Origin of the sequence: Pseudomonas sp. 21615526 (assembly GCF_013386245.1) — a bacterium.
GTDB lineage: Bacteria > Pseudomonadota > Gammaproteobacteria > Pseudomonadales > Pseudomonadaceae > Aquipseudomonas.
Genome location: NZ_JACAOM010000054.1, coordinates 79,797 through 100,152, shown reverse-complemented (window position 1 = coordinate 100,152; position 20,356 = coordinate 79,797). Strand labels below are relative to the sequence as shown.

Sequence of the window (20,356 nt, the reverse complement as noted above, 5' to 3'; positions counted from 1 at the left end):
CCGGGCCATTGCGTTCACCGCAATGGCCCGGGGCCTGCAACCCCGGCGCTTCAAACCATCACTTGGCCGGGTTCGCTACCTGCGCAACCGGACGATTGAGCCTGGACACCTGGTCACGGATCTTCGCCGTGGCGCTTGGCGATGCTGCCGAAGCGTAGCCAGCGGCGAGTTGTTCAAAGTGGGTTTCGAACAACCAGTTGCGGTCCTGGGGATAACGCTGCATGTGCCGCAGGTTGCGCTGGCGCAGGGCGTTACGCAGCGGCGATGGGTAGATGCGCATGTCTGCCACGTCAATCAGGCCGAACTCGCCATCATCCATCAAAAGTACGTTGCCCAGGTGCAGGGAGCGGAAGTACACGCCGCGCTCGTGGAGCTGGGCCATGAACCGGCCGAAACGTTCGATCAGCGATTCCCGCAGGCTGCTGTCCAGGCTTTGCAGGGCCTGGCGCAGGGTCAGGCCGGGCAGCGGCTGATAACGTACGGCGCTGCTCGCATCCTTTAACTGATAGAGATTGAGGATGACCGGTGATGGAATCCCCAATGCACGCAGTTGCTCGCTGTTGCTGGCAAAGCGCTCTGAATAGGGATTGAAGCTGCCTGAGGTGTACCAGCGACGAGGGCGGAACAGCTTGAGGAAGCTGCCATCCTCCAGGCGCAGGACCTTGGGCCCCAGGCCATCGGCTTCGATCACGTGGGCGTTGGCGCACAGCTGTTCGAAGTCTTGCGAGTTCAGGCGTTGAACCGGCATGCGCAGCAGGCTGCGGCGACGCTGGGCGATGCTCAGGCCGGCGATCAGTGCCAGCGGGATCCACAGCAGGAACCAGTGCTCTTTTGGTCGCGAGAGAATGCCGCCGCCTTCGGTCAGGCCGGCACCGATGCCATAGGCCAGCAGGGAGGAGGCCAGGATGAACAATGGCTGCGCACGTTCCTTGAGGCTTTTGTACAGGCCCCAGCCGAGCATGAATATCCACGGGATGAAGCCGATGGTGCCGACGTAATAGAGCACGCCGAGGGCAAAGCTGTGGGGTTCGCGCAGTTGATTGCCGTCGGCGAGTGTCAGGTACAACTCTGAGTCGTAGCTGTGGCCGATCCAGGGGTGTTCGGCAATACGCGCAAGCGACATGCTCCAGAGTTCGAAGCGGGACGAGCTGCCACGATTGGTGATCAGTTCGGGATAGAGCAGCAGCAGCGCCGCGGCCGCCAGCGCCATACAGGCGATCAGCAGGGCCGAGCGCCGATTGCGAGTGATGAAACTCATCCAGAGCACGGCAAGGAGCAGGGCAACCAGCGGCGTTCTCGAGCCGGTGGCCATCACTGCAGCGCCCATGATTGCCAGTGCCGGAACGCTGAACCAGAGTACGTGCGCACGCTTGGTGGTCATGCATACGTACAGCCAGTAAATGCAGAAGAATCCGAATACGTGAGAGCTCAGCAGCGGATTATCAAGAGCGCCACGCCCGCCGATCATTCGCGAGCCATCCGAGAGGTGGGGAGCAAAAGCCACCAGGCTGCAGGCGCTCGATATCAGCGCAATCAGCGCGGCACAGAAGAAGATCGGCTTGAACAGTTCGCTGCGGTAATGCAGCAACAGTCCTAAGCCGACAAACAACGTGAAGGTATTCGGTGGCCGCTTGAACAGGTCGGAGTCTGTCGTGGCCTCAGGGCTCCAGAGCAGGCTGGTGAGCGCCCAGCCCGAGAAAACCAGGAAGGCAATCGCCAGGGGCTCGCGCAATACCTGCTTGAATTCCGTCGGGCGCAGGCACAGCAGCAACAGTGTCGGCGCTGCGAACAGCAGGTAGTAGAACCTGTGCAGCACGTTTCGATTGGTGACGAAGAACAGCGAACTCAGGAGCAACAACAAGCCGATGGGCAGAATCCACAAACAGAGGAAGTCGAAAACGCGATTTGAGCCATAGGTAAGGCGCTTGGAGTGCATACAGAAAAGCCGTTCCAGAATAAAGAAAGCCGACCATACTAAAGTAGTGGCTATATAATGTCGTCCGTTGGATCCAACGGGGCTGCGGTTGTGCCGCGTGCAAGTACAACAGAGAAGCTGTGCTAAAGTCAGCCTCCTTTTTCAAAACCGCCGCGTGATATGACCGACTCCAGTCCGAGCGCAAGCCCTTCGAGCTTGAAAATATACTTCCGCCTGCTCAGCTACGTTAAGCCCTATGCCGGCTTGTTCGCGTTGAGTATCGTCGGCTTTCTGATTTTCGCTTCGACCCAGCCGATGCTGGGCTACATCCTCAAGTACTTTGTCGATGGCCTGTCCAACCCTGAAGCGGTGTTGTTCCCCACGGTGCCTTTCCTGCGTGACCTGCAACTGCTGCAGGCCGTGCCGTTGCTGATCATCCTGATCGCCGCGTGGCAGGGCCTCGGTTCGTTCCTGGGCAACTACCTGCTGGCCAAGGTTTCCCTGGGCCTGGTCCACGACCTGCGGGTGCAGTTGTTCAACAACCTGCTGACCCTGCCGAACCGCTATTTCGACAATCACAACTCCGGGCACCTGATCTCCCGCATCACCTTCAACGTGACCATGGTCACCGGTGCTGCGACCGATGCCATCAAGGTGGTGATTCGCGAAGGCATGACGGTGATCTTCCTGTTCGCCTCGCTGCTGTTCATGAACTGGCGGCTGACCCTGGTGATGATCGCCATCCTGCCGTTGATTGCCGTGATGGTCAGCACCGCAAGCAAGAAATTCCGCAAGCAGAGCAAGAAGATCCAGGTTGCGATGGGTGACGTCACCCACGTTGCCTCGGAAACCATCCAGGGCTACCGCGTGGTGCGCAGCTTCGGCGGTGAGGTGTATGAGCAGAAGCGCTTCCTCAAGGCGAGCCTGAGCAACACCAACAAGCAACTGCGCATGACCCGCACCGGCGCGATCTATACGCCGGCGCTGCAACTGGTGATCTACAGCGCCATGGCAGTGTTGATGTTCCTGGTCCTGTACCTTCGCGGTGATGCGTCGGCGGGTGACATGGTGGCCTACATCACGTTGGCCGGCCTGTTGCCCAAGCCAATCCGCCAGCTGTCCGAAGTCAGCTCGACCATCCAGAAAGGCGTGGCCGGTGCCGAAAGTATTTTCGAGCAGTTGGACGAAGACGTGGAAATCGATCGCGGCACCATCGAGCGCGACAAGGTCAGCGGCCGCCTGGAAGTGCGCAACCTGAACTTCACCTACCCGGGCACCGAGCGTCATGTGCTCAAGGACATCACTTTTACCGCAGAGCCCGGGCAGATGGTTGCCCTGGTGGGGCGTTCGGGTAGCGGCAAGTCGACACTGGCCAGCCTGATCCCGCGTTTCTACCACCATGAGAGCGGTGAGATCCTGCTCGACGGCGTGGAAATCGAAGACTATCGCCTGCTCAACCTGCGTCGGCACATCGCCCAGGTGACCCAGCACGTGACCCTGTTCAGCGACACGGTGACCAACAACATCGCCTACGGTGACCTGGCCGGCGCACCGCGAGCCGATGTCGAGGCGGCAGCGGCCGATGCCTATGCCAAGGACTTCATCGACCAGTTGCCCAAGGGCTTCGACACCCAGGTCGGCGAAAACGGCGTGCTGCTGTCCGGCGGCCAGCGCCAGCGCCTGGCAATCGCCCGGGCCTTGCTCAAGAACGCGCCATTGCTGATCCTCGACGAGGCCACCTCGGCGCTGGACACCGAATCGGAGCGCCATATCCAGGCCGCCCTGGACAAGGTCATGCAAGGCCGCACGACCCTGGTGATCGCTCACCGCCTGTCGACCATCGAGAAAGCCGACCTGATCCTGGTGATGGACGATGGACGGATAGTCGAGCGCGGTACCCACGGCGAATTGCTGGCGCAAAACGGTTACTACGCCCGGCTGCATGCCATGGGCCTGGACGCGCCGATCCCGGCCGACATCACCTGATCTGCAGGAGCCGGCTTGTCGGCGATGGCCACCGCGGTTGCACTGAAAAACCGCGGTGGCCGCATCGCCGGCAAGCCGGCTCCTACATTGCACAAGCCTTTGACAACCCTGTGGTAATATCGCGCCCCTGTTCATTTTGTATGTGGGTTGCTCCATGAAGTTGTCCATGCCGCGATTCGATCAAGCCCCTGTCTTGGTGGTCGGCGATGTCATGCTCGACCGTTACTGGCATGGCGGTACCTCACGGATTTCCCCTGAGGCACCGGTACCGGTAGTCAAGGTCGAGCAAATCGAAGACCGTCCAGGTGGCGCTGCCAACGTTGCCCTCAATATTGCCGCCCTCGGCGCCCCGGCATCCCTCGTGGGTGTGACCGGCGACGACGAGGCTGCCGACAGCCTGGCCAACAGCCTGAAGGGTGCGGGTGTGCGTGCGCTGTTCCAGCGCATTCCCCACCAGCCGACCATCGTCAAGCTGCGGGTCATGAGCCGGCACCAGCAATTGCTGCGTATCGATTTTGAAGAACCCTTCGCCACCGACGCCCTGGTGCTCAGCGCCCAGGTCGACGAGATGCTCGAAGGTATCAAGGTGCTGGTGCTGTCCGACTACGGGAAAGGCGCCTTGAAAAACCATCAGGTACTGATCCAGGCCGCCAAGGCCCGGGGCATTCCGGTGCTGGCAGATCCCAAGGGCAAGGACTTCTCGATTTATCGGGGCGCCAGCCTGATCACGCCGAACCTCAGCGAATTTGAAACCATCGTCGGCGGTTGTGTCGATGAGCACGAGCTGGTGACCAAGGGCGCCCAACTCATGGCCGACCTCGACCTGGGTGCCTTGCTGGTGACCCGTGGCGAACACGGCATGACCTTGCTGCGTCCTGATCACCCGGCCATGCACCTGCCGGCGCGGGCCCGTGAAGTGTTCGACGTGACCGGTGCCGGTGATACCGTGATTTCCACCCTGGCCGCGGCAATTGCGGCGGGCGAGGAACTTCCCCATGCGGTGGCCCTGGCCAACCTGGCAGCAGGTATCGTGGTCGGCAAGCTCGGTACGGCGGCCATCAGTGCACCTGAGCTGCGCCGCGCCATCCAGCGATCCGAAGGCTCGGAGCGCGGCGTGTTGAGCCTTGAGCAACTGTTGCTGGCGATTGACGATGCCCGTGCCCATAACGAGAGCATTGTCTTCACCAACGGTTGCTTCGACATCCTCCACGCCGGTCACGTGACCTACCTGGAGCAGGCGCGGGCCCAGGGCGATCGCTTGATCGTGGCAGTCAACGATGATGCGTCGGTCAGCCGCCTCAAGGGGCCAGGCCGGCCGATCAACAGTGTCGACCGTCGCATGGCGGTGCTGGCAGGTTTGGGGGCGGTGGACTGGGTGATCAGCTTTGCCGAGGCGACCCCGGAAAACCTGCTGGCCCAGGTCAAGCCGGACGTGCTGGTCAAGGGCGGTGATTATTCCGTCGACCAGGTGGTGGGTGCCGATATCGTCAGTGCCTACGGTGGCAAGGTCAAAGTGCTGGGGTTGGTGGAAAACAGCTCGACCACGGCGATTGTCGAGAAGATCCGCAATAACTGATGGTGGGAGCGGGCTTGCTCGCGAAAGCGGTGGGTCAGCTGGCATATGCAGTGACTGATACACCGCATTCGCGAGCAAGCCCGCTCCCACATTCGACCGCCGCGACCTGATGTCCGGTTACGGGTTGGCTTTTTTCTTCGGCACGATCTTGCGCAAGATCTGCCGCGCCTTACCCGTCAAGCGCTTCAATTTCGATTCTTTCTCCGGCGCACTCAGTCCTTGCTGGCGCAGCCAGTCCTTCCAGCGGATCCGCTCATCCCGCACGATCCAGCCTTCCTGCTGGGCAAAGCTTTCAGCCAGATACAACCCTCGCGTACTCGCCGGATACAGCTGATCCTTCTTCAAGGTATACAGCTCCGCACACGGCTGCCCGTCCTTCAGCGGCATCAGGTACAGGTCCGGGCGCTGGCGGTCCAGGCGGGCCACCAATTGGTCGCCCTCCAGGCGCTCGTCCACATGAAACAGGCTCAGGGACTTCGCCTCCTTGGGCACTTCCAGGCGCAAGTCATAAATCAACTGCAGCGAAGCCGTGGGCAGGTGCACGTAGGCGCGTGGCCGTTCAATCAATTGCATGGTGGCGCAGCGCACCGGGCGCGCGGCTCCGGACAGCGGTGAGAGACGGAACGGCAACGCTTCGCGGTAGTGCAGGGCCGACGAGTAGGGCGCCGGCAGCCAGGTGTCATTGAAACGACCGCCGAGCCAGCCTTCCGGGGTTTCCAGCAGGCATTCCTCGGCGATTTCCTGGATGGCGGTGTGCAGTGGCAGGTTCAGTTCGTGGGCCGGCACATAGCCGGAGATCAGCTTGAGCACGACGTCGCCACGGTCTTGTCGGCGCTGGCGCACCAGCACCCAGTAATCGCGGTTCTGCCAGTGCAGCGTCAGGCGCACCGAGACCCCAAGGTTGGCCAGTTCCAGCACGAAACGCTCGGTGTCTTTCACCTCCACCGGCTTGCGCCGTTGCAGGGTCTGGGCGAAGTTGAGCGGCATGCCGACGCTCTGGTAGCTCAAGCCTTCGGGGGTTGCTTCGACGTGCAGCGGCAGTGTCTTGAAGTTGCTGGGGTTCTTTCTTATGAGCGTTCGCGGCATGTCGGCTCCTTCTTGCGTCGGGGTCGGCCGCGTCGGCGGCATCAGAGTTGGCGAATGACCTTGGCAGCGGTCGCCACGTTGTGGGCGAGGTGCAGCGGATTAATGGTCCCGACAATAGCACTGGCAACGCCAGTTTGCGCAAACAACAGCATGAAACTGGCGTGAATTGGATCCACTCCGGATTCCAGGCAGACATGGCCACTGGCTAGTGCCTTTTTCACCAGGATGCCCTTGCCGTGTGCGGCGGCATAATCAATGACGGCTTTCTCGGCCTGTTCGTTCAAATTGTAGGTGACCATGGCGCAATCACCTTGTTCCAGAGCCTTTACACCGCCCTCGACGGTTTTGCCGGAGAAGCCGAAACCACGGATCTTGCCCTCGCGCTTGAGGTCTTCCAGGGTCTGGTAAACCTCGCAATCATTGAGAATATGCAGGTCGTTGCCGTCGGAGTGCACCAGCACCAGATCGATAAAATCCGTTTCCAGTCGTTTCAGGCTGCGCTCCACCGAAAGCCGGGTGTGGGCTGCGCTGAAGTCGTGATGGGATACGCCTTCGGCAAATTCTTCGCCCACCTTGCTGACAATTACCCATTCCTGGCGCTGGCCGCGCAACAGCGGGCCCAGGCGTTCTTCGCTGCGGCCATAGGCGGGCGCAGTGTCGATCAGGTTGATGCCCAATTGCCGGGCCTGGCGTAACAGCATCCGCGCCGCATCGTCATCGGGAATCTGGAAGCCACTGGGGTATTTCACCCCTTGGTCGCGGCCCAGCTTGACGGTGCCCAGGCCCAGCGGCGAGACCAGCAGGCCGGTGCTGCCCAGTGGGCGGTGGAGGTCGTGCAGAGTCGGCAGGGTCATGGCAGCAGTTGCTCCCAGGCAGGTTGGGCGATGGCGGGTTTCGGCAGCTCGGGCAGTTTTTCGGTAGTTCCGGGCTTGATGCCGTCACGTTCCAGTGCGTTGATCACTCGATCGGCGAAATCCGGTGCCAATGCCAGCTTGGTCGGCCAGCCCACCAACAGGCGATCCTGTTCGGCGAGGAACGCGTTGTCCGGGCGGGTCAGGCCTGACTGCAATGGTTCGGCGCGGTCGACGCGCAAGGTGGCCCATTGGGTCTGGCTCATGTCGATCCAGGGCAGCAACTGCCCCAGCTCTTTTTGGGCGGTGGCGATCTGTTGCTCCGGGGTACGGGCCACACCTTCGGCTTCGGCGATATCGCCGCCCAGGTACCACACCCAATTGCCGTCGGCGGCGGGATGCGTGGTCACGGTAATGCGCGGCTTGGTGCCGCCCCCCAGGCAGTGGGCGTACAGCGGCTTCAGGCCGGGGCCCTTGGCGATGATCATGTGCAGAGGTCGGCGTTGCATGGCGGGCTGGCTCAGGCCCAGGGCGCCGAGCAGGTCAGCGGTGCCGCCGCCGGCGCTGACGACGATACGCTGGGCGCGGATCTCACGGCCATCGACCTTCAGGCCGACCAGTGTGCCTTGTTCCAGCAAGGGTTCGATCTGTTTGCCCGCGAGCAAGCCGTCACCGGCCAATTGCGCCAGGCGTTCGATAAGGCTTGGGACGTCGATCACCAGTTCGGCCAGGCGATAGACCTTGCCCTTGAAGCGGCGATCTTGCAGGGCCGGTGGCAGGTCATCGCCCTTCACTTGATCCACGCGGCCACGCACGGCCTTGCTCGCGAAGAAACTGGTGAGGTTGCCGGCGATGGTGCCCGGCGACCACAAATAGTGGGCTTCGGACAGCAGGCGCACGCCGGAGAGATCCAGTTCACCGTTGCCCGCCAGGGCTTCGCGCCAGCGGCGGGGCATGTCGGCGATGGCTTCGGAGGCACCGGTCAGGGCGCCGTGCAGTGCGTATTTGGCGCCGCCGTGGATGATCCCCTGGGACTTCACGCTTTGCCCGCCACCGAGGGTGGCGCTTTCCACCAATACCGTGGAAAAGCCCTGGCGGCGCAGGCGCGCATTGAGCCAGAGGCCGGCAACCCCGGCGCCGACAATCAGAACGTCGGTGGAAATAACGGATGGCATGCAGCGACCTCAGTGTTCAAGACAGGCTGCGCAGTATACAGGCTCATGAAGTGAATCTTCGCCCCAACGCTCCCTGATGACAGACGCACCGCAGGAGCTGTCGAGTGGAACGAGGCTGCGAGTTTCAGCCTCAATTGAATCTCACGTGAACGCTCAGTGCCCGGCCGTTTTCGAGAACAACTGAATCACCACCACGCCCAGCACAATCAGGCCCATGCCCAGCATCGCCGGGATATCCAGTTTCTGCCCGTAGATAAACAGCGCGGCGATGCTGACCATCACGATGCCCATCCCGGCCCACACTGCATACGCGACACCCACCGGCACGGTGCGCACCACCAGCGTGAGCATCCAGAAGGCCACGCCGTAGCCGACGATCACCAGCAACAACGGGATTGGCGTGCTGAAACCCTTGATCGCTTTCATGGAAACGGTGGCGATCACTTCCGAGCAGATGGCAATGGCCAGGTAATAGTAGGCGGCGTTCATGGGGTAAATCCTCGGTACAGGGTCGCTTGATAAGGTTGGCATTTTAGAGACTTGTCAGATGCGGTAAAGTCATTACCTATCCGAATTGAAGATGGGTTGAGCCATGAGCGTGCAGTGGAGTCTTGAGCAAATGCGCCTGTTTGTCAGCGTCGCCGAGCAGCGTTCATTTTCGGCGGTGGCGCGGGACCAGCGTCGGGCGCAATCGGCGGTCAGCAATGGGATTGCCCTGTTGGAGGCGGACCTGGGCGTATCCCTGTTTGACCGCAGCAGCGGCCGCCAGCCCCGTTTGACCGAGGCGGGCACTGCACTGCTCGAGGAGGCGCGGGAAGTCTTGCGCCAGTGCGAGCGCCTGAATGGCCGTGCCTTGTCATTGATGCGCGGTGAAGAGGCGCGCCTGCGCCTGGCCCAGGATGAAGCCATGCTCTATCAGCCGGTGCTCGATAGCCTCGAAGCGCTGGCGGGAAAATTTCCCAGCCTGGAAGTGCAGTTGTCCAGCGCCGCCCAAGGCGATGTCGCGCGCAAGCTGGTGGAGCGCAAGGCGGATCTGGGCCTGCTGTTCTATCACGATCAGATCCCCGAAGCGTTGGAGCGCCGCGTGCTGGGCAGTGTGGAGATGGTGACCGTGTGCGGTATCGGGCATCCCATGGCCAAGGAGCAGTTCGTGGATTGCCAGCGCCTGGCGCAGTTTCGCCAATTGCTGATGGCGACCCAGACCAGTGTGTATCCCGGCAGCGAGGCCGCCAGCCCGCAAGTGTGGCGGGCTGACAGTTTCTACGTGCTGGCCGAATGGCTGGCGCGCGGCCTGGGTTGGGCCTGGTTGCCGCGGCATGTGGTGCAGTATCCGGCCTATCAGAACCAGATGGTCGAACTGAACAGCGAATGGACCCCGCCGGCGCTGGTGGTGGAGCTGGTCTGGCGTCGCGACGAGCCCCTCGGCCCGGCCGCGCGTTTCCTCGCCGAACGTTTTGCCGAGTGCTTGCAGGCGATCGACTGAAAAAGCCGATAAACTCCGCCGCCATGAATAGAACTCTCTACAGCTGTCTGTTTTACCTGGCGCTGCCGTTGGTGGCTTTACGTCTGTGGCTGCGGGCCCGCAAAGCGCCTGCTTACGCGAAGCGCGTGGGTGAACGCTTCTCCTGGGGCTTGCCGGTGATGCAACCCGGCGGGATCTGGGTGCATGCGGTGTCGGTGGGCGAAAGCATCGCCGCTGCGCCGATGATTCGCGGGCTGCTGGAACGTTATCCACAGCTGCCGATCACCGTCACCTGCATGACGCCCACCGGTTCCGAGCGCATCCAGGCGTTGTTCGCCAACGAGCCGCGCATCCAGCACTGCTACCTGCCGTACGATTTGCCCTGTGCGGCCAAGCGGTTTCTCGATCGCGTGCAGCCGAAACTGGCGGTGATCATGGAGACCGAACTGTGGCCCAACCATATTCACCAGTGCGCCAAACGCGGGATTCCCGTGGCATTGGCCAACGCGCGGCTGTCGGCTCGCTCGGCCAAGGGCTACGGGCGTTTCGCCAGGCTGACCGCGCCGATGCTGGCGGAAATGAGCCTGTTCGCCGTCCAGACCGAAACCGAGGCCGAGCGTTTTCGCAGCCTGGGTGCACGGCCCGAGACTGTCGAAGTCACCGGCTCGATCAAGTTCGACCTGACCATCGACCCGCAACTGCTGGCGCGCGCCGCCGCGTTGCGTGAACAGTGGCACGCCAGTGAACGCCCGGTATGGATCGCCGCCAGCACCCACGAAGGCGAAGACGAAGTGGTGCTCGCCGCCCATCGCCAGTTGCTTGCCAGTTATCCCAATGCGTTGCTGATCCTGGTGCCGCGCCATCAGGAGCGCTTCAACCCGATGTTCGAGCTGTGCCAGCAGCAGGGTTTCGCCACGGTGCGTCGCTCCAGCGGCGAGGCGGTGACGGCGCAAACCTCGGTGTTGCTGGGCGACACCATGGGCGAGTTGCTGTTTCTGTATGCCCTGGCCGACAGCGCTTTTGTCGGCGGTAGCCTGGTTGCCACGGGCGGGCATAACCCGTTGGAGCCGGCGGCCTTGGCCAAGCCGGTGATCTGCGGGCCCCACGTGTTCAACTTCCTGGAAATCAGCGCAATGATGCGCGACGCCGGCGCGTTGCAGGAAGTGGACGATGCCGAGGGTTTGGCGGTGGCGGTGCAGCGTTTGTTCGAGCTGCCGCAGGACGCGCAGAAGATGGGGCAGGCGGGGCTGGCGGTGATGCGCGCCAATCAGGGGGCATTGAAGCGTTTGCTGGACGGATTGGGCAGACTGCTTAACGTCTAACAACACAAATCAAATGTGGGAGCGGGCTTGCTCGCGAATGCGCAGTGTCAGTCAGCGAATAAGTCGACTGATACACCGCTTTCGCGAGCAAGCCCGCTCCCACATTGGGTTAACGGGCGGTCTTAGTAACCCGGGTTAGCCTTCAGCTGCGCCGCGGCGGCCTTGGCCAGGTCCGGCGGCAGGAAGTCCTTGTCCGGGTTGTAGTCCGCCTTCAGGTAACGCGCCAGATCCTGCAAGTCCCCCGGGTTCAACGTGCCCGCCGCCTGCTTCAAGCGCAGGTTGTCGAGGATGTAGTCGTAGCGGCTGTTGTTGTAGTTGCGCACCGAGGTGTACAGCTGGCGCTGGGCGTCCAGCACATCGACGATGTTGCGCGTGCCCACCTGGTAACCGATTTCCGTGGCTTCCACCGCGCTCTGGTTGGAGATGATCGACTGGCGGCGCGCCTGTACCTGCTCCACATCGGTGTTCACCGCGCGGTGCAGGTTGCGGGTGTTTTCCACCACCTGGCGACGCAGGCCTTCGCGTTGCTGCTCGGTCTGGCCCAGGCGGGAATAGGATTCGCGCACTTGCGAGCTGGTCAGGCCGCCGCTGTACAGCGGGATGCTCAACTGCAAGCCTACGGTGCGTTGCGACACGTCACCGTGATACGGCTGGCCAAAGGCGCTCGGGTTGCTGAAGCCCAGGGCGTCGTTGTCACCTTTTTCATATTGCGCCACGGCATCCAGCGTCGGCGCGTGGCCGGCCTTGCGTTGCTTGAGGGTTTCTTCGGCGGCGGTGACGGCATAGTTGCTGGCCAGCAGGTTCAGGTTCTGGCGGCCGGCGGTTTCGACCCAGGCCTTGGCGTCGTTCGGCGCCGGCGGCAGCACCGGCAGCGTGTGGACGATGCCCTGGATCGAGTTGTACTGGCGGTTGGTCAGGGTGATCAGCGCTTCGAAGGCGTCGTCCACCTGACGCTGGGCCAGGATGCGGTTGGCCCGTGCGGTGTCGTAGCTGGCCTGGGATTGCAGCACGTCGGTCTTGTCCGACAGGCCGACGTCAAAGCGTTCGTTGGACTGGTCCAGCTGGCGCTTGAACGCGGCTTCCTCGGCCTTGGTGGACGCCAGGTTGTCCTGGGCCCGCAGCACGGCGAAGTAGTTTTCGGCGCTTTGCAGGATCAGGTTCTGTTCGGTGGCCGAGAGTTGCAGCGCGGCCTGCTCGTTGACGGCTTCAGCGGCTTGCAGCTGGAACCAGCGATCAGCGCGGAACAGCGGCTGGCTCAAGGTCGCGCGCCAGGAATGGGCGTCGCGGTTGACCGTGGCGGCGGGCTGGTCCAGCTGGGTGCGCACATTGTTGATGTCGGCACCGGCCGACAGGTTCGGCAGCAACCCGGCGCGGGCCTGGGGCACCACTTCTTTCTGCGCGCCGTATTGGGCGCGGGCGGCGGCCAGGTCGGCGTTGTTGTCCACCGCTTCCTGGTAGACGCTGACCAGGTCGGTTTTGGTCGTCAGGGGCGCTTCAGCTGCCCAGACCAGTCCGTTGGTCGCACAAGACACGGCGAGAGCCAGTGAAAGTTTGCGCAGCATGAGGCGATCCCTAGATTAAATATTACGGCGATAATTTGGTGCCCAAGGCTAAGGCGGCCCATTCCTGGCGTCAAGACCTCAGGCAGTCACCGAGTGTAGTGGCGCTATCACGGCACAACAATCCTGTAATTACGCCATTCATCACGATGAATGCACCGCCATTGGCAATTTGCCTGCTCCATGGTCTAGACTGGCCGCGTTCTTGTCGGGGTGCCTTGTTGGAAGGCTGAGATCGGTAAATACCGGATCCCGTTGAACCTGATCAGGTTAGCGCCTGCGTAGGGAACAAGATTTCTCGTCACCCGGCGAGTCCTCTTGTGCTTCGTCCGGGATGTTGTTCGACAATCGAACAGCCCGTGCGCCAAGCACAGCACTGGCACAGTGCGTCCATCCGTCACAGGTTCACTCCGACAAAAATCCACCGCCTGGATAGTTGGAGAGCCCGTGATGAGCATCGAATTAAAAAGCCAAAAATCAAAAAACACCGTGCACTTGAGTGAATCGGCCAAGGTCGACTCCGGTTCCGTGCAGCCGTTTACCCGCTCGCAAAAAATCTACGTTCAGGGCACCCGTCCGGATATCCGCGTGCCGATGCGCGAAGTCAGTCTCGACGTGACCCCCACCGACTTCGGCGGCGAAATCAATGCGCCCGTAGTGGTCTACGACACCTCAGGCCCCTACACCGACCCGAACGTGATCATCGACGTGCGCAAAGGCCTGGGCGATGTGCGCTCGCCGTGGATCGAATCCCGTGGCGACACTGAGCGCCTGTCGGGCTTGAGCTCGCACTTCGGCCAACAGCGCCTGAGCGATGCCGAGCTGACCGCGCTGCGTTTTGCCCACGTGAAAAACCCGCGCCGTGCCAAGGCCGGGGCCAACGTCACCCAGATGCACTACGCCCGCAAAGGCATCATCACCGCCGAGATGGAATACGTCGCCATCCGCGAAAACATGAAGCTGGAAGAGGCCCGCGCCGCCGGCCTGCTGGACCAGCAGCACGCCGGCCACAGCTTCGGCGCCAGCGTGCCGAAAATCATCACTCCGGAATTTGTCCGCGAAGAAATCGCCCGTGGCCGCGCGATCATCCCGGCCAACATCAACCACACCGAACTGGAACCGATGATCATCGGCCGTAACTTCCTGGTGAAGATCAACGGCAACATCGGCAACAGCGCCCTGGGTTCGTCCATCGAAGAAGAGGTGGCGAAACTGACGTGGGGCATTCGCTGGGGTTCGGACACGGTGATGGACCTGTCCACCGGCAAGCACATCCATGAAACCCGCGAGTGGATCATCCGCAACTCGCCGGTGCCGATCGGTACCGTGCCGATCTACCAGGCCCTGGAAAAAGTCGGCGGCGCCGCTGAAGACCTGACCTGGGAGCTGTTCCGCGACACCCTGATCGAACAGGCCGAGCAGGGCGTCGACTACTTCACCATCCACGCCGGCGTATTGCTGCGCTATGTACCGCTGACCGCCAAGCGCGTCACCGGCATCGTGTCCCGTGGTGGTTCGATCATGGCCAAGTGGTGCCTGGCGCACCACAAAGAGAACTTCACCTACACCCATTTCGACGAAATCTGCGAAATCATGAAGGCCTACGACGTCAGCTTCTCCCTGGGAGACGGCCTGCGCCCGGGCTCGATTGCCGACGCCAACGACGCCGCGCAATTCGGCGAGCTGGAAACCCTCGGCGAGTTGACCAAGATTGCCTGGAAGCACGACGTGCAAACCATGATCGAAGGCCCGGGCCACGTGCCGATGCAGTTGATCAAGGAGAACATGGACAAGCAGCTGGAGTGCTGCGACGAAGCGCCGTTCTACACCCTCGGTCCGCTGACCACCGACATCGCCCCGGGTTATGACCACATCACCTCGGGCATCGGGGCGGCGATGATCGGCTGGTTCGGTTGCGCGATGCTCTGCTACGTCACGCCGAAGGAGCATTTGGGCCTGCCGAACAAGGACGATGTGAAGACCGGGATCATCACCTACAAGATCGCGGCCCATGCGGCGGACTTGGCCAAGGGGCATCCGGGGGCGCAGATTCGTGACAACGCGTTGAGCAAGGCGCGCTTTGAATTCCGCTGGGAAGACCAGTTCAACCTGGGCCTGGACCCGGACACGGCGCGTTCGTACCACGACGAAACCTTGCCGAAGGACTCGGCCAAGGTCGCGCATTTCTGCTCGATGTGCGGGCCGAAATTCTGCTCGATGAAGATCACCCAGGAAGTGCGTGAGTACGCGGCCAACCAGCGCATTGAAGCGGTGGATGTGGACGTGGCCAAGGGACTGGCGGAGCAGGCGGAGCGGTTCAAGCAGGAAGGTAGCCAGCTGTACAAAAAGGTCTGAATCAGAACCTGTGGCGAGGGAGCTTGCTCCCGCTGGAGTGCGCAGCGCTCCCGGAATCTGGATCGGTGTCTTGACTGACACTCATCGGTTGCAGGTTTTGGGGCGGCTTCGCCGCCCAGCGGGAGCAAGCTCCCTCGCCACAGGGGACTTTGCTGATTCAAATAATAGTGTCCCTCTGAGATAACACCCTTGAGCATTCAACCCAGCACCTATTCCCCAGACATCGCGGTGCCCACCGACAAACGCGTCTTCGGCGCCCGCGATCTCTTTTCCCTGTGGTTCTCCCTGGGCATCGGCCTGATGGTCCTGCAAACCGGTGCACTGTTGGCGCCGGGCCTGGGCCTCTCCGGTTCCTTACTGGCAATTTTCCTCGGCACTTTGGTCGGCGTGCTGTTGCTGGCCGCCGTCGGCGTGATCGGCAGCGATACCGGCCTGTCATCCATGGCCGCCCTGAAACTCAGCCTCGGCACCAAGGGCGCAAGCCTGCCGGCGCTGCTGAACCTGCTGCAGCTGATCGGCTGGGGCTCATTCGAAATCATCGTGATGCGCGACGCCGCCAGCCTGTTGGGCGCCCGCGCGTTCAGCGAAGGCAGCCTGCTGACCAGCCCATTGTTCTGGACCCTGGTATTCGGCGCCCTCGCGACCTTGCTTGCCGTCAGCGGTCCGCTGACCTTCGTGCGGCAGATCCTGCGCAAGTGGGGCATCTGGCTGCTGCTGGCCGCCTGCCTTTGGCTGACCTGGAACCTGTTCGCCAAAGCCGACCTGGCCGCACTCTGGGCCCAGGCTGGTGACGGTTCGATGCCGTTTGCCGTTGGCTTCGATATCGCGATTGCCATGCCGCTGTCCTGGCTGCCACTGATTGCCGACTACTCACGTTTCGGCAAACGCGCGAAAAACGTGTTCGGCGGCACGGCACTGGGTTTCTTCATCGGTAACTTCTGGCTGATGAGCCTTGGCGTGGCCTACACCCTGGCGTTTGCGCCGAGCGGTGAAGTGAATGCGTTGCTGCTGGCATTGGCCGGAGCCGGCCTGGGGATTCCTCTGCTGCTGATCCTGTTGGATGAATCAGAAAACGCGTTCGCCGATATTCACTCGGCGGCGGTGTCCAGCGGGATTCTGTTGCGCTTGAAAGTCGAGCACCTGGCATTGGCCATTGGCGTTATCTGCACGCTGATCGCCTGCTTTGCACCGTTGGCGCAGTACCAGAACTTCCTGCTGCTGATCGGCTCGGTGTTCGCGCCGCTGTTCGGCGTGGTGCTGGTGGATCACTTCATCCTGCGCCGTCGTGGCCATGGTGTTGCCGCCAACCTGCGCTGGCCGGCACTGCTGGCGTGGCTTGGAGGGATCAGCACCTATCACCTGTTGGCGAATCTGTACCCTGATGTCGGCGCGACCCTGCCGGCGCTGGTGCTGGCAGGGCTGTTGCACTTCATTCTGGGCCGGGCCTTCAGTGGCGTGCGGGCACCAGCTCAGGCTTGATCACGCCGGTGAGGCGCGCATAGGGGATGGTCATTTCGATCAGCCCCAATGCGTACGGCGCGATGGTGGTCACGTTGTACTTGAGCACCACGCCATTGCTGGTCAGCGCCACATTCGGGGTCTTCTGGAACGGCCAGTTCTTCACGAACTCCGGGTCACGGTCCATCTGCGAGTTGATCAGCCAGTTGTTGTGGGCGACTTTCGCGGTCTTCCAGAATGCATCTTCCTGGCCCGGCAACAGCATGTCGGTCAGGCTCAGCTCTTTGTGCAGCAGGCGTGAATAGTTGATGAAGCCGCGGCCCGGCTCGCCGTGGGCGGTGCCGGTGTCCAGGTAGCTGGACACTTCGATGATCACCAGTCCGTCATGCTGCTCACGTACCTTGGCCTGCAAGTACATGCTGTTGCGGTCCGGGGACTCACGCAAGAACTTGTCGCGGTAGGCGTTCAGGGTGGCGGGCATGGCCTGGCCAGGTGAAGTGCGGGCCATCTGCAGCAGGCGCTGTTCGATGATCTGGTCCAACTGCGGCTCGGACGGGAAGTGCACGGTGTCGATATTTACCAGCGGGCAATCCGGACTGCTGCAGCCGGGTTTGATCTGCTCGGAGGCGTCGGCGGTGGTGTCCAGCGGCTTCAGGTAGGCCGGTTGGAACAGGCTCTGGCAAGCACCCAGGGTCAAGGCGATACAGGCCACGGAGGCGATTTTTAAAAGCGACATGTGTGTCCTTCATAAATCGAGGAAAGGTGAAAATGTGGAGCTTCGACTCCCGACAAGGCAGTCAGTTCGCCACTAAGCTGATTAGAGTGAGTTTGACGCCCGCCGTCTATCCCGGCAACCGGAAAGGGGCTGCATCAAGGGGCACGAGCGCGTTAGGATGGCGCGATGTCGAGGCCGCCTCGATACCGCAAGGCAATAAACGAGGGTTGATATGACGGACACAGCGAAATCGACGCCGAGCAAGGTCGAGATTGTTCAGCGCGACAATGCCTACAAGGGCTTCTACAAACTGGATCGGCTGAAACTGCGGCACGAGAAGTTTGATGGCGGCATGAGCCGTGAACTCAATCGCGAAGTCTTTGTGCGTCATGACGCCGTGTGTGTACTGCCCTACGACCCGCAGCGCGATGAAGTGGTGCTGATCGAGCAGTTTCGCGTCGGCGCCATGGGGCGTACCGACAACCCGTGGCTGATCGAAATGGTCGCTGGCCTGATCGACAAGGATGAGCAACCGGAGGAGGTTGCACACCGCGAAGCCGAGGAGGAAGCTGGCCTTACATTCTCCGCACTCTGGCCGATCACCAAGTACTTTCCGTCGCCGGGTGGCAGCACCGAATTTGTCCACTTGTTCCTGGGCCGTTGCGAAAGCGCCGGGGCCGGTGGCGTCCATGGACTGGAAGAGGAAGCCGAAGATATCCGCGTCACCGTCTGGGCCTTTGAAGACGCCCTGCAGGCGGTACGTGACGGTAAAATTTCCAACGCAGCGAGCATTATTGCCCTGCAATGGCTTGCGCTTAATCGCGCGGAAGTGAGGGGGTTATGGCAGTAAAGGCACGGGAGCGATATCGGGTTGACCTGATCGGGCTGCAAGCAGCCTGCGAGGCCAACTATGCACGGCTGATGCGGCTGCTGCCAGACATGCGCCACACCCCCGAGGCGCGGCGCATTGCCGTGACCCACGGCGACCAGATGCTCGGCGTGCTGACCCTGGAAGTGATCGTGAACTGCCCGTACACCACCACTTTGCGGGTGCGTCAGGAGCACAGCCTGCCGTGGCTGCCGGTGCCGCAGCTGGAAGTGCAGGTGTACCACGACGCACGCATGGCCGAAGTGATCAGCGCCGAACATGCACGACGCTTTCGCAGCATCTATCCTTACCCCAACGTGTTCATGCACCAACCCGATGAGAAAGCACAGCTCAATGTGTTCCTCGGTGAATGGTTGAGTCACTGCCTGGCCCTGGGCCACGAGTTCGAAGTCGTTCGATAGATGTGAACTGCGTCCGCTTCACGGGTTTCCTCTTTGTGTCCTGCCCCAGCATAATCGCCTCAAATGTCCATTCCTGTGATCACGCCCTGGGAGAACGCCTTGCCGAGCGTATCCGCCTTGAACCCTGACGCTTCGGCGTTGCTGGTGCAGTTGTCCGACAGTCACCTGTTTGCCGAGGCGGACGGCGGCCTGCTGGGCATGAATACCCGCGAGAGCCTGCAACGGGTGATCGACACGGTGTTGGTGCAGCAGCCGCAGATTGATCTGGTGCTGGCCACCGGGGATTTGTCCCAGGACGGTACGCTGGAGTCGTATCAGGCGTTTCGTGACATGACGCGGCAGATTCAGGCGCCGGCGCGCTGGATCCCGGGGAATCACGATGAGCCGCAGGTGATGCAGCAGGCGGCGGTCAACAGCGCGTTGCTGGAACCGGTGGTGGATGTGGGTAACTGGCGGATTACCCTGCTGGACTCGGCGGTGCCGGGTTCGGTGCCGGGGTATTTGCAGGATCAGCAGCTGCAATTGCTGGCGCAGTCGTTGAGTGAGGCGCCCGCTCGGCATCATCTGGTGTGTTTTCACCATCATCCGGTGTCGATTGGGTGCGCTTGGATGGAGCCCATCGGTTTGCGCAATCCTGAGGCGTTGTTTGCGGTGCTGGATCGGTTTCCGCAGGTGCGGGCGGTGCTTTGGGGGCATGTGCATCAGGAAATTGACCGGGAACGCAATGGGGTGCGTTTGTTGGCTTCGCCTTCTACCTGTATTCAGTTCGCTCCCGGGAGTGAGGATTTCAGCGTGAGTGAGCAGGCACCCGGGTATCGCTGGCTGCGGTTGCATGCCGACGGGCGGTTGGAAACCGGTGTGGAGCGGGTGCAGGGCTTCGCGTTTCAGGTGGATTACGGTAGCAACGGCTACTGAGATTTCCCTGTAAACTGCGCCTCTTTGGCAGACCCACAGAGGACCCGGAATGTCCGCATCGATCTTGTATATCCACGGTTTCAACAGCGCACCAGCCTCCAACAAGGCCAGCCAGTTGATCACCGTGATGGACAGCCTCGGTCTGGCCGACCAACTGCGCGTGCCGGCCCTGCATCACCACCCCCGCCAGGCGATCCCCCAGTTGGAGGCGGCTATCCGTGACCTCGGAAGGCCACTGCTGGTAGGCAGCTCACTCGGCGGCTACTATGCAACCCATCTTGCCGAACGCCATGGCCTCAACGCCTTGCTGGTCAACCCGGCAGTCAGCCCTCATCGGATGTTCGACGGTTACCTGGGCACCCAGAAGAACCTCTACACCGATGAGACCTGGGAGCTGACCCACGACCACGTCGCGGCCCTGGCCGAGCTGGAAGTGCCGGCGCCCCAGGACGCCCAGCGTTATCAGGTGTGGTTGCAGACCGGCGATGAAACACTGGATTATCGCCTCGCCCAGCAGTATTACCGGGCCTGTGCCTTGCGCATCCAGGCCGGTGGCGATCACGGTTACCAGGGCTTCGCCCAACAGTTACCGGCGCTGTTGAGTTTTGCCGGCATAGGCTCCGATCAGTACCAATCCTTCGATTTCACCGCATTGTGAAACCGCAGGTTACTTTTTAATCGAACGACTCAC

At 61.8% G+C, this 20,356-nt stretch carries 17 protein-coding genes and 1 riboswitch; of the genes, 10 read left to right on the top strand and 7 right to left on the bottom strand.

Annotation, left to right across the window (positions count from 1 at the left end; genetic code table 11):
• Positions 1-58: 58 nt before the first annotated feature.
• Positions 59-1,936: an O-antigen ligase family protein gene (locus HX786_RS16325; RefSeq protein ID WP_178912332.1), complete on the bottom strand. Its 1,878-nt coding sequence runs from the start codon at positions 1,934-1,936 to the stop codon at positions 59-61.
• A 159-nt stretch (positions 1,937-2,095) separates the two neighbouring features.
• Here HX786_RS16325 and msbA point away from each other — a divergent pair, with 159 nt between their 5' ends.
• Positions 2,096-3,901 (top strand): lipid A export permease/ATP-binding protein MsbA, encoded by a 1,806-nt coding sequence (gene msbA / locus HX786_RS16320; protein ID WP_003209481.1) that lies wholly within the window; start codon positions 2,096-2,098, stop codon positions 3,899-3,901.
• Positions 3,902-4,055: 154 nt separating this feature from the next.
• Positions 4,056-5,477, top strand: coding sequence for a bifunctional D-glycero-beta-D-manno-heptose-7-phosphate kinase/D-glycero-beta-D-manno-heptose 1-phosphate adenylyltransferase HldE (gene hldE, locus HX786_RS16315; RefSeq protein WP_003209486.1), 1,422 nt, complete (start codon positions 4,056-4,058; stop codon positions 5,475-5,477).
• Positions 5,478-5,594: 117 nt separating this feature from the next.
• On the opposite strand, the gene HX786_RS16310 is transcribed toward hldE, so the two are convergent.
• From HX786_RS16310 to HX786_RS16295, 4 genes are all read right to left on the bottom strand, one after another.
• Complete coding sequence (locus tag HX786_RS16310) at positions 5,595-6,563, bottom strand: hypothetical protein (RefSeq protein WP_003209488.1); 969 nt, start codon at positions 6,561-6,563, stop codon at positions 5,595-5,597.
• 41 nt (positions 6,564-6,604) lie between these two features.
• Entirely contained in the window at positions 6,605-7,417 is an 813-nt protein-coding gene (locus tag HX786_RS16305) for an aldo/keto reductase (RefSeq protein WP_003209490.1), read from the bottom strand.
• A complete protein-coding gene (locus HX786_RS16300) occupies positions 7,414-8,589 on the bottom strand; it encodes an FAD-binding oxidoreductase (RefSeq protein WP_008439128.1) in 1,176 nt (391 codons plus the stop codon). Before HX786_RS16300 ends, HX786_RS16305 begins: the two co-directional genes overlap by 4 nt.
• Positions 8,590-8,742: 153 nt before the next feature.
• Complete coding sequence (locus tag HX786_RS16295; RefSeq protein WP_003209492.1) at positions 8,743-9,078, bottom strand: multidrug efflux SMR transporter; 336 nt, start codon at positions 9,076-9,078, stop codon at positions 8,743-8,745.
• A 103-nt stretch (positions 9,079-9,181) separates the two neighbouring features.
• On the opposite strand from HX786_RS16295, the gene HX786_RS16290 reads away from it, so the two are divergent.
• Together HX786_RS16290 and waaA are read left to right on the top strand one after the other, a co-directional pair.
• On the top strand, positions 9,182-10,072 hold the full coding sequence (locus tag HX786_RS16290) for a LysR family transcriptional regulator (protein ID WP_008439125.1): 891 nt from the start codon (positions 9,182-9,184) through the stop codon (positions 10,070-10,072).
• A gap of 23 nt (positions 10,073-10,095) precedes the next feature.
• On the top strand, positions 10,096-11,373 hold the full coding sequence (gene waaA / locus HX786_RS16285; protein WP_177039703.1) for a lipid IV(A) 3-deoxy-D-manno-octulosonic acid transferase: 1,278 nt from the start codon (positions 10,096-10,098) through the stop codon (positions 11,371-11,373).
• 122 nt (positions 11,374-11,495) lie between these two features.
• Here waaA and HX786_RS16280 read toward each other — a convergent pair whose 3' ends face one another.
• The gene (locus tag HX786_RS16280) at positions 11,496-12,935 is read right to left on the bottom strand and encodes a TolC family outer membrane protein (RefSeq protein WP_102604279.1); all 1,440 of its coding nucleotides are present in this window, start codon (positions 12,933-12,935) and stop codon (positions 11,496-11,498) included.
• A 196-nt stretch (positions 12,936-13,131) separates the two neighbouring features.
• Positions 13,132-13,237, top strand: a riboswitch (TPP riboswitch).
• A gap of 145 nt (positions 13,238-13,382) precedes the next feature.
• Between HX786_RS16280 and thiC the strand changes: the two genes are divergently transcribed.
• Together thiC and cytX are read left to right on the top strand one after the other, a co-directional pair.
• Positions 13,383-15,287, top strand: coding sequence for a phosphomethylpyrimidine synthase ThiC (gene thiC, locus HX786_RS16275; protein WP_008439122.1), 1,905 nt, complete (start codon positions 13,383-13,385; stop codon positions 15,285-15,287).
• Between the two features lie 189 nt (positions 15,288-15,476).
• Positions 15,477-16,766, top strand: coding sequence for a putative hydroxymethylpyrimidine transporter CytX (cytX, locus tag HX786_RS16270; RefSeq protein WP_102604278.1), 1,290 nt, complete (start codon positions 15,477-15,479; stop codon positions 16,764-16,766).
• Here the strand turns inward: cytX and HX786_RS16265 are convergent.
• Positions 16,735-17,481, bottom strand: coding sequence for an RsiV family protein (locus HX786_RS16265; protein ID WP_087692488.1), 747 nt, complete (start codon positions 17,479-17,481; stop codon positions 16,735-16,737). The genes cytX and HX786_RS16265 overlap by 32 nt on opposite strands.
• A 211-nt stretch (positions 17,482-17,692) precedes the next feature.
• Between HX786_RS16265 and HX786_RS16260 the strand changes: the two genes are divergently transcribed.
• The 4 genes from HX786_RS16260 to HX786_RS16245 all read left to right on the top strand — a co-directional run bounded on the left by HX786_RS16260 (position 17,693) and on the right by HX786_RS16245 (position 20,323).
• Positions 17,693-18,310: an NUDIX domain-containing protein gene (locus tag HX786_RS16260; RefSeq protein WP_003209505.1), complete on the top strand. Its 618-nt coding sequence runs from the start codon at positions 17,693-17,695 to the stop codon at positions 18,308-18,310.
• The gene (locus HX786_RS16255; RefSeq protein ID WP_003209507.1) at positions 18,301-18,750 is read left to right on the top strand and encodes a DUF1249 domain-containing protein; all 450 of its coding nucleotides are present in this window, start codon (positions 18,301-18,303) and stop codon (positions 18,748-18,750) included. Before HX786_RS16260 ends, HX786_RS16255 begins: the two co-directional genes overlap by 10 nt.
• A gap of 99 nt (positions 18,751-18,849) precedes the next feature.
• Positions 18,850-19,665, top strand: coding sequence for a 3',5'-cyclic-AMP phosphodiesterase (cpdA, locus tag HX786_RS16250; RefSeq protein WP_102370213.1), 816 nt, complete (start codon positions 18,850-18,852; stop codon positions 19,663-19,665).
• A 49-nt stretch (positions 19,666-19,714) separates the two neighbouring features.
• A complete protein-coding gene (locus tag HX786_RS16245) occupies positions 19,715-20,323 on the top strand; it encodes a YqiA/YcfP family alpha/beta fold hydrolase (protein WP_003209516.1) in 609 nt (202 codons plus the stop codon).
• Positions 20,324-20,356: the final 33 nt, after the last annotated feature.

Bases quoted from the DNA above. Each gene is read 5' to 3' on its own strand.
- HX786_RS16325 (WP_178912332.1), bottom strand. From the start codon at position 1,936: ATGCACTCCAAGCGCCTTACCTATGGCTCAAATCGCGTTTTCGACTTC.
- msbA (WP_003209481.1), top strand. From the start codon at position 2,096: ATGACCGACTCCAGTCCGAGCGCAAGCCCTTCGAGCTTGAAAATATAC.
- hldE (WP_003209486.1), top strand. From the start codon at position 4,056: ATGAAGTTGTCCATGCCGCGATTCGATCAAGCCCCTGTCTTGGTGGTC.
- HX786_RS16310 (WP_003209488.1), bottom strand. From the start codon at position 6,563: ATGCCGCGAACGCTCATAAGAAAGAACCCCAGCAACTTCAAGACACTG.
- HX786_RS16305 (WP_003209490.1), bottom strand. From the start codon at position 7,417: ATGACCCTGCCGACTCTGCACGACCTCCACCGCCCACTGGGCAGCACC.
- HX786_RS16300 (WP_008439128.1), bottom strand. From the start codon at position 8,589: ATGCCATCCGTTATTTCCACCGACGTTCTGATTGTCGGCGCCGGGGTT.
- HX786_RS16295 (WP_003209492.1), bottom strand. From the start codon at position 9,078: ATGAACGCCGCCTACTATTACCTGGCCATTGCCATCTGCTCGGAAGTG.
- HX786_RS16290 (WP_008439125.1), top strand. From the start codon at position 9,182: ATGAGCGTGCAGTGGAGTCTTGAGCAAATGCGCCTGTTTGTCAGCGTC.
- waaA (WP_177039703.1), top strand. From the start codon at position 10,096: ATGAATAGAACTCTCTACAGCTGTCTGTTTTACCTGGCGCTGCCGTTG.
- HX786_RS16280 (WP_102604279.1), bottom strand. From the start codon at position 12,935: ATGCTGCGCAAACTTTCACTGGCTCTCGCCGTGTCTTGTGCGACCAAC.
- thiC (WP_008439122.1), top strand. From the start codon at position 13,383: ATGAGCATCGAATTAAAAAGCCAAAAATCAAAAAACACCGTGCACTTG.
- HX786_RS16265 (WP_087692488.1), bottom strand. From the start codon at position 17,481: ATGTCGCTTTTAAAAATCGCCTCCGTGGCCTGTATCGCCTTGACCCTG.
- HX786_RS16260 (WP_003209505.1), top strand. From the start codon at position 17,693: ATGACGGACACAGCGAAATCGACGCCGAGCAAGGTCGAGATTGTTCAG.
- HX786_RS16255 (WP_003209507.1), top strand. From the start codon at position 18,301: ATGGCAGTAAAGGCACGGGAGCGATATCGGGTTGACCTGATCGGGCTG.
- HX786_RS16245 (WP_003209516.1), top strand. From the start codon at position 19,715: ATGTCCGCATCGATCTTGTATATCCACGGTTTCAACAGCGCACCAGCC.